Genomic DNA, 14,261 nt, shown 5'->3' with positions numbered 1-14,261 from the left:
TCCGGAGTTTACCAGAAAATCGATTTGTCACGCAGACCTGGAACTCCCGTTCGTCCCATCGTCCGTGCTTGCAGCCGCCGCCCGTTCCGAGAACGACACGACTGTCGCACTCGGGCGCGCCTCGGCCAGGGTCGGGCGCGGCTTCCGCTCTGCATCTTGCGCGCGCGCGCCGCGCGCCATTACCCGGCGTGGCACGACCGTCACAACCGGCGTATCACGCATCGCGCTCAGGCGTCGGAAATGCGTCGCTATGCTGCCGGACTCGGCATCCGAAGGGGCATCCGTATCGTCTTCGGTGACTTCCTCCGCCACAGCCTGCGCAAGATTCCTACTGCGTGAAAGCGTTGAGGTCAGATCGAACAACGCCTCGGCAAACGCAAGGCCACCACTGGCCTCCCATTTCTGCTCATCGTCACCCGCAGCCATCGCCTGCGTCAGCGAGATCGGATAGATCCCGGCAAACAGCCCCTCGGTTTCGGATGCAACGCGCTTCATCACCCGCTTGCGGTCAGACTCGCCGACGATCTTGTCAAAGCGGGTCACCAACAGCAGACTGCTGGGGCGCATTTCTTCGGGAAAGGTTGCCCACACCCCAGATTCCGATTGCCGCCAAGCCTGCGTTGCATGGGTGCACCACAGCACACCATCCGCCAGATGCGCCATCCGTTCCCAGACTTCCGGCGACATGCTCGGGTCAGAAATCCCGGGCATATCAATCAGATCACAGTGCTTTAGCAGATCGCTGCGCACAAAGATCCGCACATGCTCCGTGCCTTCAAGCGGGACCGACCCAAGATCAGCGATATTCAGCGGATGCCGGATACCGTCCAGACCCTCCACATAGGCCGGGTCGCTGCCGTACGACAGCCAAACCGGCGGTAACTGGGTGGCCGTCACCTTTTCCAGCAACGGGCGTGCGCCAAGCAGCAAGTTGCACAGCGTGCTCTTGCCGGAACTGAACTCGCCCATGATGGCGATGCGGGGTTTGCGGAAACTGTTCATGCCTGCCATCCTTTCCTGGGCTGAACGGGATCAGTCAGCATATTCGCCAAGTTCATCCATGATTGTCGCAAGACATTCCTGGCGTTCTTCCCACGCATGCACGCCGAAAAGCTCTTTCATCTCGTCGATCGACACGTCCGAACTGGTCAGCGCGCTGGTCAACAGGTCGCGCTGTTCATGCAGAAACTCCATCAGGGTAGACTGGGTTCTTTCCCGGAACAACCCGATCTGGATGGTCTTCAAATCATTGATGATCGGGTCTGTCTCTGCCCGGATCAGCTTGTAGAAATCTTCAGCAAAGGCCTGATAGCCACGCCGACGCTGCCACCAGCCTTTCCACCAGCCGACCTGCAGGTCCAGCGCGATGGTCTGGCCCAGGTTGATCGGAGGCGGAATATAGGTCACCACCGGAACTTCGATCTTGAAGCCCTCAACCGTGATCGAAAACGTCTTGCCGTACAGATCCGCAACCGATTTGGCCGCTTCGGTGTTCACCTGAGCGGCGATCGCGTGCATCTTCTTCAGCACGACCTGATAGCTGGAGCTCAGCAACATCCGCAGTCCAAGCGGGCTATAGTGCCACATCGCCTCTTCGCCGTGATTTTGCAGATGCTCGATCAGCGATGATGTCGCCCGTTCCAGGAACCGCTCATAAGACTGGTCGATCCGCAGCACAAAATCGGCGCAGACCACGTTGGTCAACTCGGTCAGCTTTTGCGTGCTGGTCCGCTCGATATGCGTCAACTCTGCATCAAGTGCAGCGGGTGACATCGTCCGCTCCAGCGATCCTTCATTGTCCAGAATGCGGACCTGATCCACCACGTCCAGACTTTGCGCCAGATTGAGCGCCTGGCGGGCTGATTTCTTCAGCACGTCCTTCACCGGGCCTTCGAACATCCGCTGTGCCAGCGCGTCCATCAGCGCCGGAACACCGGATGCGCTCCACACCAATTGCTCGGCCGACCAGCTGTGCACCTTGTCGGCATAGGCCGCGCGGGTCCAGTTGATGGCAGCATCGGTACTGTCATCAGTCATATCATCGATCGTGCCCGACAGCACGGCATTGGCCCAATGCGCGCTGCCAAAGATGATGTCGATGTTTGCCGGGGCGTTGTTCTTGGTCAGCGTTTCCAGGATAGACCGATGAATCTCGGGCACCTGCGTCGCAGGATCCGACAGTTCGTCGATACGGTTCACGAAGATGATGATCTCACGCGACGCGCGGTGCGCAATCAGCCGGATCAGCGCCATGTCCATCGTCGTCAGTGCCTGATGCGCCGACAGCACCACAATACAACTGCGGCTGTCGCGCACCGCGTTGATCGTGATCTGCTCGCGCATCATGAACGTGTCATTCACGCCGGGGGTGTCGCGCACGCACAGCGATGTCGGGATGTCTGCCCGTTCGATGTAAAGATCGGCCGACTTCGTGATGTCGACGAACCGGCCTTGATCTTCGACAGCAAGGTCCTCGTCGCCGACGCAGACATATCGTTTCAGCAGCGCGTCATCGACTGCGGCATAACGATGCTCGGTTCCCAGCAGCAGTTCGAACTTGCGCCCAAGTCTGGCGCGCGCCTTCTCTCGCATGGCCACGACCTGCAGTCGCAGCTTCTCCAGCTCGTCATCCGCGCCGGCACGCGCGGCCAACTGGCCGATGCGGCCACCATTGCTGATCAGCCGATCCCATTCCGCGCTGTCAAAGAACTTGAACTTGGCCTTCACGTTCGGGTCAGGGCTAGGTGTATTGATATGCAGCGAGGTGACAACCGAGGTCCAGGGGTTGACGTCCGTGGGCAGCAACCCGGGTGCCCCGATCATCGCATTCACCAATGACGTCTTGCCCGCCTTGATCTGGCCAATGACGGTTACAGAAGGTTCAATATCACGGGTCTGCGCCAGAATCTTGGTCAGCTTCTTTCCGGTCTCCGGATCCGCCATCGCAACAAAGTCACCCAGCGCGCCTTCAAAGTCCTGAATGGCCTCGGCAATGCGGCTTAGGCCCGGAAAGTTGCGCCTTAGATTTGGGTCAAACGCAGGCTGAACCGGCACGCCCGGATCAACGCTGGTTCCGTCCATCTTGACTACTGCACCAAGCGCCATTTCTACCTCAAGTCCGCCACACCAGGCATCCCGTATACTCTGCCCCAACAAAAGACAGTTCTACCGTCGATTATGTCCTAACTTTGGAAAGTGGTGCCAATTGGGCAGGTTTTGGACGAATATTCGCTTATTAATAAAGCTTAGGCTGCCAAAAGCGTTTCCAGATCGCGTCGAATCTGCAAAAGCAGGGTCAAAGCGTCGTCTGCGGGTGCCGCACCCTTCTCCAACTGCATCAGAGTCATCAGGTCCTGCACCTCCCCCAGGTCCGAGGCGATTCGCCGAATCTCTTGGGCATCGCTTTGGGCCAGGATCTCGCCAACCTGCTGTGTGGCGGCAAGGCTGTGGTCCAGAACCATGCCCATCGGCACAGTTTCTGTCGCCCCCAGCTGCGCGGACAAATCCGCGGCATTGCTCATCAGCAAGGTTACAGCGGCATTCACGACCACACGGTCTTCCGGTGAAATCGCCTCTCGGGTCGGGGCAACCACCGGTACGGTCGGCCGCGCCGCAATGCGCACCCGCGGTCGCGCGTCCTGAACCCCCACCTTGGGAACCAATAGCAGTGGCGGTGGTCTCGGCTGGGCTGAAGGCGGCTTTCCGGCTTGCGGGCGCGGCTCCTCGGTCTGGGCCACGATTTTCGGGGTCGCTCCCACCGGACGCGAAATGAGCGTCGATGGTGGTGCCGTCGGCGGCTGGTACTTGGGTGGCGTAAAGGTAGGCGCTGCAAAACTCGGCGGCGGCGGGAACGGACGGTTGCCCGGTTCAGGCGCCTGCGTCGTGCTTGGCACCCGAGGCTGCTCCCGACTTACCGGCTCAGGCCGATGTTCCACCAGCTCCGGCAGACTGTGATCCTCCAGGATGATCGGTGCCGAATAGATTTCCGACACCGGGCTTGGCGGGCGCCGCGCCGACTGCTTTGGCGCCGCCTGAGTGTGGCGCGCCAGCAGCGCTTCGGCTGTATCGGTGTCGGCCTGGCGGGCAAGATCGACCCGCGCCTTGATTGCGGAAATGATCGATGCAGCGCCACTGTCACGAAACAATGTGCGGTCAATTGTACCATCAGGTTTGACTGCCCGTGCAGCAGCCTGAGTTGAAATTGACAGAACCTCGCGGAACTCAAGGCCCGCGCGATGTTCGATCCGCTTGACGATTCCCGACACCGCCTCTTTGCCGCCCAAGAGGTCGGTCTTGGTCAGCAGCAAAAACCCGTTGTCCTTGACCGCGTCCGGCAGGCCTTCCCACAGGACCTGTTCCTTGGGCAGGAACGCGGTGCTGCACCAAACCAGAATATCGGCGCGCTTGCTGGCCCAGGCCATGGCGCGGCGCTGGTCGTGATCGGTTGCGCCGGGCGCCACTTCCAGCAGGCTGATCACCGACAGCACTGCCATATCCCGCTCAAGCGTCACCAGTGCCGGGTTCAACGCCACGCATTGCCGCAGGTCACTGCCCTCGATCGTCTCGCTGCTGCCATCGCCCAGCGTGCAGATCATGCGCTCTCGGGTGCCGCGCTGCACCATCAGCGTCGGCAGCTCCAGACCTTCCGGCACCACCGGCTCGCCTGCCAGCAGGTTCAGAACACCGGTCTTGCCCGCTTTCGACAGGCCCAGCAACGCCACTCTGGTCTGGCGTTCCATCCGTTCAATCAACCGTTCAGCCGCCTCGGCAGGGCCGCCGGCGGGCAATTGCCCCCGGTCCAATGCCCGTCCAAGGCGTTCCGAAATGCTCAACGGCTCATCTTTGCTGTTCATGGCGCGCTACTTCGCCACCGCGACCCGCTTTGCGCCAACGTCAATCGCGGTCGTCCCCGCTTCGGTTGGTGCGAGGCCGCCTGTCGGGTTATCAAGCACCAGCGCCGGCGCTTCGTCTACCGGTTCCGGTAGTGGCTTTGGTGGCACCATCGGCAGAATCTGCGGATCTGTCACAACCGTTGTCAACATCCGCGGCCGGCTGACCGCTTTCGAAACACGCGGTGCTCGATCGCTCTTGTCCGCTGTCGATGCGTCATTCACCTTGATCACGCAGAACGACAAATTGTCCTGATCCGGGTCATCCAATCGCTTGATCTCGTCCAGCAGGACTTCGGCGATCTCGGTGCTCCGCTTCTTGCGGTTCTTGGTCAGCAGCCGTTCAATCTGGGCATCCGGCAGGAATTGCAGGCCGTCAGACGCGCAGATCACGATATCGCCCACGCGCAACATCATCGGCTTTGGCGGGCAGTCGACCCGGGCAATCTTGCTGCCCATCAGCACCGAGATCAAACAGTTGCGATCGGGGTGATTGGCCCCGGCTTTCGCATCCATCAGTCCCGACTTCACCAGATAGTCGATCTGCGGTGCCATCGAGTGGTCTTCGTTTATCTGGGTTAACACCCCGTTGCGGTACAGAAACAAGGGCGAATCGCCGATTGAAATCCAGAACAACCGGTTTTCCAGCATCACCGGCACCACCAGTGTTGCCCCCATGCCGGCCGTTTCCGGGTGCTGGCGCGCATGATGCCGCAGCCGCTCGTTCGCGTGATCGGCGATGTTGCGCAGAATTTCCGGCGCCCGCACCTCGAACGCATCGACATCGGCGTACTGGAACTTCAACTCGCTGTAGACTTCGGTCAGGACGATCTTGCTGGCAACGTCGCCGGCCGCGTGGCCGCCCATCCCGTCGGCAAGCACCACAAACCCCGCGTCAGCCCCGACCAGAAAGTCGCTGGTGATCGCATCTTCCTGATAGTCGCGTGCGCCCTGGCTTATCGCCGAAGCCACGTCATAGCGTGGCTCACGCGATCGCCATATCATTCTCTTCCCCCCCCGCTTGCGCTTGTGACCAGTTGAATTCAAGCGTGCACAGAACTTTCAGCATCAACACCGTCTCGCCGACCTGAATCTCGTCGCCATCGCGCACCACTTCGGTCGACAACAGCGGGCGGCCGTTCAGGCGCACAAGATTCGACTTGCCGCCGTGCCCAACATGAAACTGGTGCGAAGTGGCGTCATAGGCAATCGCCGCATGGTTGGACCGTGAGATCGACATGTCGCCGTAATCAAGCGACACCGACTGATCCGCCCCACGCCCGATCACGGACACACCTTGGATAAGCGGAAATGTCGCCCCGCGCCCCGCTCCCTGCTTGACCACCAGCCAACCGGCCGGAAACATCACGACCTTGGGGTTTGGCGTAGTCTCGATCGCGTCATCCGATTTTTCGGATTCATCGAACAGCGAAACGATCGAGGATTCCTGCGGCTCAAAGCCAAGCATCCGGGTCTTGGTCCGGTTCTGCCGCCGCTTTGGTGCTGCCTCCGCGCTTGCGGCTTCTGCCCGCTGTGATGGGGTCGGACGCGTCGAAGCAGCCGGTCGGGCCTCTGGCGCGTCGTCTTCGATATCCCAGATGTTCACCGCTGGCGCACGGGCACCGGTCGTTCCGCTTGGTGCAGCTGCACTTGCATTGCGCGAGGGGCTGGCCTTGGCCAGAATTTCCTCACGTGCACCCGGCGCGTCGGACAGTTTTGGAAAGCCGTGCGAATTGGCAACCCCGGCAGTGCCGCCGCGCAGGGCATCAAGGGCGACGCGGGCGGCCTCTGCCTGTTCCGCCTCGTTTCCGGCAAAGACTTGGGGCGACAAGGGCCGCGATTTCGTTCTCCGGCGCAGTAACCGGTCCATCAGTTTCATCTTAGCGGTCTCCTGCTTTGGGCAAGTTGGACGCGGGTGTTCCGGCCATCAAAATCATGGCACCGGGCAGAGAGCGCAAGATGCGGCCCACCAAAAACCACGACAGACCAAGATTCCCGGCATTGCCGACTTGCTGCCGATGGTGCGGAATCAACCAGTTTTTTACAGAAACCATTGCCTGTTTGCTTCCATCGCCGCGTTTGCGTGGCCGTTCGCCACAACCTGTCGTAGAAAATCGATAGCTGGAAACTTAGGCTAAATAGTGAAGCTTCGAAGTTTATTTGTGGCTTAATTCAGAATCCTGGCCTCAGCTGACCCTTGCCACCACATAGTCCGCAAGGTCCTCAAGCATTACGCGCAGTGCATGTTCGGGCAGGGCACTCAGCGCGGACCGCGCCTTTGCCGCCCATGCCAGCGCCTCGTCCCGCGCCTCGGCCATTGCGCCATGCCGGCCCAGGATTGCCCGCGCCTCGGCCAGATCGCCGTCGCGCTGGTCACCTTTTTCGATCACCCGCACCCAGAAAGCGCGCTCTTCCGCAGTCGCCTTCTTCACCGCCCTGATCACCGGCAGCGTCACCTTGCGTTCGCGGAAATCATCACCGGTGTTCTTGCCAATCGCGGCATCGGTGCCGCCGTAATCCAGCAAGTCATCGACAATCTGGAACGCGATCCCCAGCGCATCGCCTTAAGCATACAGCGCCCGCACCTGATCTTCCGGCGCGCCCGCGATCACGCCGCCCACTTCGGTCGCCGCCGAGAATAGCGCCGCCGTCTTGCCCCGCACCACCTGCAGATAGACCCGCTCATCGGTCGCCAGATCCTGTGCTGCGGTCAGTTGCAGCACTTCGCCCTCGGCAATGGTGGCGGATGCGTTGGCCAGAATGTCCATCACCCGCAGGCTGCCGGTTTCCACCATCAACTGGAAACTGCGCGAAAACAGGTAATCGCCGACCAGGACGCTGGATTTGTTGTCCCACAAAAGGTTCGCCGTCGGCCGCCCGCGCCGCCGCTGGCTTTCGTCCACCACATCGTCATGCAGCAGCGTCGCGGTGTGGATAAACTCCACCGTTGCCGCCAGATGCACATGATATGGCCCGCCGTAACCACAGATCCGCGCCGCCGCCAATGTCAGCAGCGGGCGCAACCGCTTGCCCCCGGCCTCCACCAGATGCGCCGTCACCTCGGGGATGCGCGGCGCGTGTTCGCTCGCCATCCGCGCCCGGATCAGCACGTTCACGGCAGCCATATCCTCGGCCAGCCAGTCTGACAGACGGTCCTGCGGCCCGGTTTTCGGCGATCCGTCCATTGCAACCCTTCGATGCTGCCCTTGCCCTCAAAGCCGGGGCCGGGTTAACTCACTGCCATGAAGGAACTTCTGCGCACGACGGACCCGACAGTCATCGCTTTCGCCACAGCCCTTCTTGAGGGCGAGGGTATAGCCGTGTTTCCGCTGGACGTCCACATGAGCATCCTTGACGGCAGCATGGGCATCCTGCCGCAGCGGCTGATGGTGGCAGACCGTGATCACTTCATGGCGCGAGCTGTCCTGACCGACAATGACATCCCGACAGGCCAGTGAATGTATCCCGACGCCGATCTGTCGGATGACAAGTTCCTGTGCGGCAAGCTGCGCCTTTACCAGCCGCTAAAGGGCTACCGCGCCGCTACCGATCCCGTGCTTTTGGCCGCCGCTTGCCCCGCCACGCCCGGCCAATCGGTGCTGGATCTGGGCTGTGGGGCAGGGGCCGCGGCGCTGTGTCTTGGCCTGCGCGTACCGGGGCTGCACCTGTCCGGCCTTGAACTGCAACCGGATTACGCCGACCTTGCCCGCCGCAACGCCACCCGCAATGGCATCGCCTTGACGGTGGTCGAGGGCGACATCGCCCACGTCCCCGCCAGCCTGCGCCAGGGCTTTGACCACGTCATCGCCAATCCGCCGTATTACCCCGTTGGCGGCACGCCCTCACCCGTCAAATCCCGCGCTACCGCGATGCAGACCGGCACGCCGCTTGCCGCCTGGGTCGACGCTGCCTCGCGCAGGCTCAACCCCGGTGGCTGGCTGACGCTGATCTGCGGCGCTGACAGCCTGCCACAGGTGCTTGCGGCGATGGGCAGCAAGCTCGGCTCTGCGTCGGTCCTGCCGCTGGCCCCGCGTGCGGGCAAACCGGCGCCGCGCATCCTGCTGACCGCCCGCAAAGGTGGCCGCGCCGCCTTTCGCCTGCTGGCCCCCTTTGTCATCCATGCCGGTCCCGCCCATGATGGTGACCGCGAAAGCTATACCCCCGCTGCGAATGCCGTGTTGCGCGACGGAGCAGACCTTCTGGCAGCCTTCCGCTGAATTTTCGCGAACTACCTTTGTAACGCCCGGATGAAGGCGTGACACGACTCAGGCTTTGTGGTGCACTGGCCTCGTGGGTAACCTAGGAGGACGAACATGACGATTGCTTCGCATCTGGTCGAACTGCGCAGGAAACACGATACGCTGTCCGAGATGGTCGAACAGGCCCAACGCAGCCCCGGTTCAGATGCCCTGAAGATCGCCGAACTGAAAAAGCAGAAACTCCGCCTCAAGGAAGAGATCACCCGTCTAAGCCAGCACTAGGCCCTTTTGGCGCTGGCGCGTGCTGCCAGCGCCGCCCCCAAGGCGATCAGAACCGCCGCGATCCCGATCGCGTATGATGGCTTTGTGATGCCCGCTGCCACCAGTGCCAGCGTCGACAGCAGCGGTGCCGCATAGGACGCGACGCCCAAAAGCTGGATGTCGCCCTTCTTCATCCCGATGTCCCAGGTAAAGAACGCGGCCCCCACCGGCCCGATCCCCAGCGCCAGCACCGACCCCCAGCCCAGTGCCCCCACTGGCCAGACAGTCTCTTCCAGCGCCAGATGTGCAACCACCGACAGCGTCGCCGTCGCCAGACAGAACACCGTAACACTTTCGGTCGGCACCTCGCCCAGCCGACGCGACAGCACCGAATACGCGGCCCAGGTCAGCGCGCACAAAAACGCCAGCCCCAGACCCAGCGCCGATCCGCTGCCCGCATCCGCCCGCGCCAACACGATCAGCGCCGCCCCACCAAACGCGATCAACGCGCCAAGGATGTGCATCGGCGTCAGCCGCTCACCGGGCAGCAGGCCCGACATCAGCACAATGAACAGCGGCCACAAATACGCGATCAACCCGGTCTCGGCGGTCGGCGACAGACGAAAAGCAGTGAAGTACAGAAAGTGATAGCCAAAAAGCCCAAGTGTGCCAAAGGCATAAACCTTCCAGCTGACGGTCCCCAGCACGCCAAAGCCGTTGCGCGCGGTCCAAATCAACCCGATCACCCCACCGATCCCGAAACACATCGCGTTCAGCAGGAACGGCGGCACCGGGGCCGAGCCTATGGTGAACAGCGCCAGAAGCGACCACATCAAAACTGCGGCAAAACCGATCAGCGTGGCGCGGCGTCGTGTCATGTCAGGCGGCCCTTCCTTAAGTCCGGCCCGTTGACTAGCCAAGTTCCGGCCTGCGCGCCAGTGACCCGTTGCCCGAATGCGCTGCCCGTCATCGGGCCTTGTTTCGCGCGTCATACCCGGCAACCCGGCGCTGCATCAGCGCCCGTGCTGCATCCAGCCGCGTCACATGATCAGGGTGCAGAAATCCGCGCCGAAACGCCCGTTGATACGACATGTGCAACGGGCTGGCATTCACCTCTCCAATCACCGGCCCGCGCCGCGACATCGCAATATCCCAGCCCAGCAGCGCATGCCCCGGAAAAAGCCGGTGCGCTTCACAGCACATCGTGACCATCTCCTGCCAGCCCGGCAGACGGAATCCGATCAACGCCAGCTCTGGCGTGACCAGCGACTGCGTGATCTCGCGCCCCGTGAACAGATCGCCCAGATGCACGCGCGTCACTTGGCCCGTCGCCAGATCCACCGCGCAACCTACGTTCGGTTTGCCATGCACTGCGGCATCAACCCAAGTGCCCACCGCCGGATGCCGCCAGACGGCATACATCACCTGCGGCCCGTCCGCTTCCCATAGTGTCACCACCCGCACCGTACCGACACCCGGTCCGATCAGCGCCTCCACTTCATCCGGCTGGCGGATCAGTTCCTGCAAAAGCCAGCCGCGCGGATAGGCCCGCGCAACTTCTTGCGCCAGTTCCAGCGCCGGAACCACCCGACCACCGATATCGACCTGCTCTACCCCGCCCGCCACTTGCAATGGCACTGACCCCAAGGCCATCGATCCGTCCACCGGTTTGGCAAAGGTCGGCAGGTTGCCTGCCTCGCCAATCCAGTCGGCCAAAGCCGAAGCCGTATCCAGTGTCGGCAGTTTGCCAAACGGGCGATCAACGGCAAACGCGGCCTTCAGCTTCGGTACCGGAAAGCCGTTCGCCTCAAGGATCAATCCGGCCAGATACTTGTCCAACGTCAGGGCGGTCTGATCGTGCATCCTGGCACCCGTCATGCTCGCGTTCAGCCATGCGTTGCCCCGACCGCCCAGAAAGGCCGCTCGCTCTTGCGGGTCACCGATCCATGCCCCTTGGACAAAGTATTCCTGCGCTGTCAGGCCTCGCTTTTTCCGCACTGCCGCCAGAACTGCAAACGCGATCGACGGCAGCGTGCGCCCCGTCATCGCAGCCGTCCGCGCAATCGCCTCGGGCAGGTTGAACGGTGCCGCAGCCACGCGGGTCTTCAGTATCGAAACGGGTGTAGGCACGGACTCATCCTCAAAAGACATTGCAGCACGGGCTGACTACAGCCGCACACCCTTAACCGGAAGGCTTGCTCCCTGAACCTCCAACGCCTCACGATACATTGCCTTGTTCGCTTCGCTGAAAAGCCCGCGCCCGGCAGCACTTTGTGCCAATGATGCCAGCGGATTGAGGTTGACCTCATTTATCAGCGGCCCATGATCCGACAGGATCACATCCGCCCCCAGAACTCCCAGATGCGGAAACAGCCTGTGCACGTCAAGGGCAAGCGCCACCGCCTTGTCGAAATCCGGCAACACGGCCCCCGGCAGTTCAACTCCCGTCACATGGTTCCGCACCAGATCCTGCCCAAGCGGTGCCTTGCCCAGTTGCGCCCGCAAGATCGCGCCGCTTGCCAGATCGATCAATGCTGCAGCATTCGCCCCCGACAACGCGCCGTCCACCATCGCACCGGGGCCTGGCATCTTGAGCATCGAAAACATCGCCTGCGGTCCTTGCTTCAGGCGCAAGGTGATGACACGCAGGGTTCCAACCACCGGGCCAATCAGCCGCGCCACCTCAGGGTGCGGTCGAAGTTGCGTCTGAAACACATAGCCATCGGGATAGTCGCGGGCAATCTCCACCGCCAGCTTGCTTAGCGACGTGCGCGTGCCATCCCCAAAGATCAGCTCATCGCCATTCCGCCCCACAAAGCTCGCCGCACCAACCCCGAGCGAGGAGTCATCCGGCTTTCCAAACAGCGGAAGCCGGTCCGCCGTCCGCAAAAACTCTTCGATCGCCGCCGCGCCAATCAGCACCGGAAACGGCATTGGTGCCGGCGTCGCCCGCGCCACCGCCACCGTCTGAGAGCAGGGCAGACCCACGCCGCGCAACAGCAGTTCCGTCATGATCTTGCTGCTGATGATCCCGGAAACGCTATGGCTTTCCGACGGCCTTAGCGCGCTGTTCAATCGGCTGATTTCGGCGTCACTGACAAAGGCGTCACGGTCCGCGTCGGTCAGTTCTGGCCGGAACAGCCCGAACCGAAAGTAATCTTGCGATGACAGCTTCTGGCGGCCAAACCGTCGGCGAATAGCTTCAACCGCGATCTTGACCTGCGACACCCCCCGCGCCCGCGCAGCAACGCCCAACATCGTTGCAAAATCCACCTGCTTGCTGGCCGACTTTGCAGTCAACACTTTGTCGAATATCATAGACGTAGTCGGCATTCATCTTCTCCCAACCCAGCCAAGCCTAGCCGACGCGCACCTCGCTTCGCAACCGCCGATGGCAGGGTGATTCAGCAAACTGCTGCCGTCACCTCTTGCCTGTTTTCGCCTCGGCCACCCGAATTGCCGCTTCAATTCTCGGGCGGAACTCTGCATTCATCAGGCCCCGGTCGGCAGAATGTTGATAGGCCGAATGATATGGCAGGCTGTTCACTTCGTTGATCACCACGCCAGTTGTTGTCAACGCGATGTCGAAGCCCAGCACCCCCGACGTTGCAAACAGTCGATGCGCCTCGACGGATACTGCCATCGCCTCAGATACGAACGGTAACGTCACCGTCTCGAACCGCACTCCGGTCACCAAGGATGCCTCCAGTGGTGCCACATTCATCGCAAACATGCTTTGCGCCCGGACAATCCTGCCGGTCGCCGGATCAACCAGCGCAACGCTGTAGGGACTGGCGGTCAGCGCGTCCATCATCGCCCCCGGCCCGGGCAGCCGCTGCACCGTGTACAGCACTTCCGGCCCATCCGGCCCACGCAAGGTCACCACCCGCAGCCCGCCCACAGCCTTGCCCGCAATCGCCTCTAACGCCGGGTGCTGGCGGATCAGCGGTTCGAACAAGTAGCCCGTCGCAAAATGTTCCGCGATCTCGGCGGTGATTTTCGCCAATGCGACGATCTTGCCGTTGCCCAGCACCACCGAGGTCCGGTCTGGCGTCAGTTCGATGTAGCTCGCCGCGCCAATTGAAAGTGCTGCGTTCACCGGCTTGCCGAACACCGGCAGCAGCCCATCCTGCCGCAGCCAATCCGCAATGTCGGCAGCGGTGCGCAGAACCGCAGCCCCCGGCACCACGACTCCACCCCCAAATGTCGCCAGCGGTTTCATCGTCGGAAACCCGGCGGCGCGCAGAATCAATCCCGTCAAGATCTTGCTTCGCATCAGCCCGTGCAAGCTTGTCGCGTTTATCGGCGAAAGGCGTCGGTTCAGTGCCATGCTTTTGGAGGCCGACAGAAATGCAGCCTTTTCGTCAGCACTTAGGTGCGGCCGCCAAAGCCCCAGATGATAGTATTCCTGGGGCGACAGCTTCTTCTTCCCAAGCGCAAATCGCCCAATCTCCATCGCCTGCCGAAGCCCGGTTTTTCCGGTCGTTGCAGTCACCCAAGCCATCGCCTTTTTCAAATCAAGAGACTTGGCCTGGGTGACAAGCTTCAGGATCGGTTCGGACGGTTCACTCATGTTCTTATTCTGCCAAAAGCCGGCTATCTGCACGGACCAAAGGCCGCCAAAGACCTGTTAAACCACGAACTGCCCGCCGTTTGCGGAAATCGTGGAGCCGGTAATGAACCCCGCGTCGTCCGAGGCCAGAAACACCACGATCCGCGCAATTTCATCAGGCTCGCCCAGCCGGCCCACGGGAATTTGCGGGATGATCCGCTCGTTCAGCACCTTTTCGTCGATCGCGCGTACCATTTCGGTACCGATGTAGCCGGGGCAGATCGCGTTTACCGTGATGCCCGCCCGGGCACCTTCCTGCGCCAGCGCCTTGGTAAAGCCAAGGTCGCCCGACTTGGCCGC

Annotated in this window: 13 protein-coding genes and 1 pseudogene; 3 read left to right on the top strand and 11 right to left on the bottom strand. The window is 61.8% G+C overall.

What is annotated here, in order from left to right:
* Nucleotides 1–27 precede the first annotated feature (27 nt).
* The 6 genes and pseudogenes from RMO18_RS11215 to RMO18_RS11190 all read right to left on the bottom strand — a co-directional run bounded on the left by RMO18_RS11215 (nt 28) and on the right by RMO18_RS11190 (nt 8,074).
* Nucleotides 28–1,002 (bottom strand): dynamin family protein, encoded by a 975-nt coding sequence (locus RMO18_RS11215; protein ID WP_309665971.1) that lies wholly within the window; start codon nt 1,000–1,002, stop codon nt 28–30.
* 30 nt (nt 1,003–1,032) lie between these two features.
* Complete coding sequence (locus RMO18_RS11210) at nt 1,033–3,081, bottom strand: dynamin family protein (protein WP_309665969.1); 2,049 nt, start codon at nt 3,079–3,081, stop codon at nt 1,033–1,035.
* Nucleotides 3,082–3,245: 164 nt separating this feature from the next.
* Nucleotides 3,246–4,853, bottom strand: a complete 1,608-nt coding sequence (locus RMO18_RS11205) for a hypothetical protein (RefSeq protein ID WP_309665967.1) — start codon at nt 4,851–4,853, stop codon at nt 3,246–3,248.
* Nucleotides 4,854–4,859: 6 nt separating this feature from the next.
* Nucleotides 4,860–5,894 carry a protein phosphatase 2C domain-containing protein gene (locus RMO18_RS11200; RefSeq protein WP_309665965.1) on the bottom strand — a complete coding sequence of 345 codons (1,035 nt, stop codon included), beginning with the start codon at nt 5,892–5,894 and terminating at the stop codon, nt 4,860–4,862.
* The gene (locus RMO18_RS11195) at nt 5,875–6,768 is read right to left on the bottom strand and encodes an FHA domain-containing protein (protein WP_309665963.1); all 894 of its coding nucleotides are present in this window, start codon (nt 6,766–6,768) and stop codon (nt 5,875–5,877) included. The genes RMO18_RS11200 and RMO18_RS11195 overlap by 20 nt, the downstream gene beginning before the upstream one ends.
* A gap of 307 nt (nt 6,769–7,075) precedes the next feature.
* Nucleotides 7,076–8,074, bottom strand: a pseudogene (locus RMO18_RS11190) (polyprenyl synthetase family protein).
* Nucleotides 8,075–8,131: 57 nt separating this feature from the next.
* On the opposite strand from RMO18_RS11190, the gene RMO18_RS11185 reads away from it, so the two are divergent.
* The 3 genes from RMO18_RS11185 to RMO18_RS11175 all read left to right on the top strand — a co-directional run bounded on the left by RMO18_RS11185 (nt 8,132) and on the right by RMO18_RS11175 (nt 9,370).
* The gene (locus RMO18_RS11185) at nt 8,132–8,347 is read left to right on the top strand and encodes a DUF2007 domain-containing protein (RefSeq protein ID WP_309665961.1); all 216 of its coding nucleotides are present in this window, start codon (nt 8,132–8,134) and stop codon (nt 8,345–8,347) included.
* Nucleotides 8,348–9,106, top strand: coding sequence for a methyltransferase (locus tag RMO18_RS11180; RefSeq protein ID WP_309665959.1), 759 nt, complete (start codon nt 8,348–8,350; stop codon nt 9,104–9,106).
* Between the two features lie 96 nt (nt 9,107–9,202).
* Complete coding sequence (locus RMO18_RS11175; RefSeq protein WP_309665957.1) at nt 9,203–9,370, top strand: DUF465 domain-containing protein; 168 nt, start codon at nt 9,203–9,205, stop codon at nt 9,368–9,370.
* Here the strand turns inward: RMO18_RS11175 and RMO18_RS11170 are convergent.
* The 5 genes from RMO18_RS11170 to RMO18_RS11150 all read right to left on the bottom strand — a co-directional run.
* Nucleotides 9,367–10,227: an EamA family transporter gene (locus RMO18_RS11170; RefSeq protein ID WP_309665955.1), complete on the bottom strand. Its 861-nt coding sequence runs from the start codon at nt 10,225–10,227 to the stop codon at nt 9,367–9,369. The genes RMO18_RS11175 and RMO18_RS11170 overlap by 4 nt on opposite strands.
* An 88-nt stretch (nt 10,228–10,315) precedes the next feature.
* Complete coding sequence (locus tag RMO18_RS11165) at nt 10,316–11,479, bottom strand: sugar-transfer associated ATP-grasp domain-containing protein (protein ID WP_309665953.1); 1,164 nt, start codon at nt 11,477–11,479, stop codon at nt 10,316–10,318.
* 36 nt (nt 11,480–11,515) lie between these two features.
* Entirely contained in the window at nt 11,516–12,682 is a 1,167-nt protein-coding gene (locus RMO18_RS11160; RefSeq protein WP_309665951.1) for a sugar-transfer associated ATP-grasp domain-containing protein, read from the bottom strand.
* Between the two features lie 88 nt (nt 12,683–12,770).
* Nucleotides 12,771–13,922 (bottom strand): sugar-transfer associated ATP-grasp domain-containing protein, encoded by a 1,152-nt coding sequence (locus RMO18_RS11155; protein WP_309665950.1) that lies wholly within the window; start codon nt 13,920–13,922, stop codon nt 12,771–12,773.
* A 57-nt stretch (nt 13,923–13,979) separates the two neighbouring features.
* Nucleotides 13,980–14,261: SDR family oxidoreductase (locus tag RMO18_RS11150; protein ID WP_309665948.1), on the bottom strand; the 282-nt coding region annotated here is incomplete at its 5' end.

The organism is Tabrizicola sp., from assembly GCF_031377265.1.
Taxonomy (GTDB): Bacteria; Pseudomonadota; Alphaproteobacteria; order Rhodobacterales; family Rhodobacteraceae; genus JAUYQR01.
Note: the sequence above shows the minus strand (reverse complement) of the source record. Positions and strands in the feature narration are given on the sequence as shown.

Coding starts and splice junctions, on each gene's coding strand:
- RMO18_RS11215 (WP_309665971.1), bottom strand. CDS start 1,002: ATGAACAGTTTCCGCAAACCCCGCATCGCCATCATGGGCGAGTTCAGT.
- RMO18_RS11210 (WP_309665969.1), bottom strand. CDS start 3,081: ATGGACGGAACCAGCGTTGATCCGGGCGTGCCGGTTCAGCCTGCGTTT.
- RMO18_RS11205 (WP_309665967.1), bottom strand. CDS start 4,853: ATGAACAGCAAAGATGAGCCGTTGAGCATTTCGGAACGCCTTGGACGG.
- RMO18_RS11200 (WP_309665965.1), bottom strand. CDS start 5,894: ATGATATGGCGATCGCGTGAGCCACGCTATGACGTGGCTTCGGCGATA.
- RMO18_RS11195 (WP_309665963.1), bottom strand. CDS start 6,768: ATGAAACTGATGGACCGGTTACTGCGCCGGAGAACGAAATCGCGGCCC.
- RMO18_RS11185 (WP_309665961.1), top strand. CDS start 8,132: ATGAAGGAACTTCTGCGCACGACGGACCCGACAGTCATCGCTTTCGCC.
- RMO18_RS11180 (WP_309665959.1), top strand. CDS start 8,348: ATGTATCCCGACGCCGATCTGTCGGATGACAAGTTCCTGTGCGGCAAG.
- RMO18_RS11175 (WP_309665957.1), top strand. CDS start 9,203: ATGACGATTGCTTCGCATCTGGTCGAACTGCGCAGGAAACACGATACG.
- RMO18_RS11170 (WP_309665955.1), bottom strand. CDS start 10,227: ATGACACGACGCCGCGCCACGCTGATCGGTTTTGCCGCAGTTTTGATG.
- RMO18_RS11160 (WP_309665951.1), bottom strand. CDS start 12,682: ATGCCGACTACGTCTATGATATTCGACAAAGTGTTGACTGCAAAGTCG.
- RMO18_RS11155 (WP_309665950.1), bottom strand. CDS start 13,922: ATGAGTGAACCGTCCGAACCGATCCTGAAGCTTGTCACCCAGGCCAAG.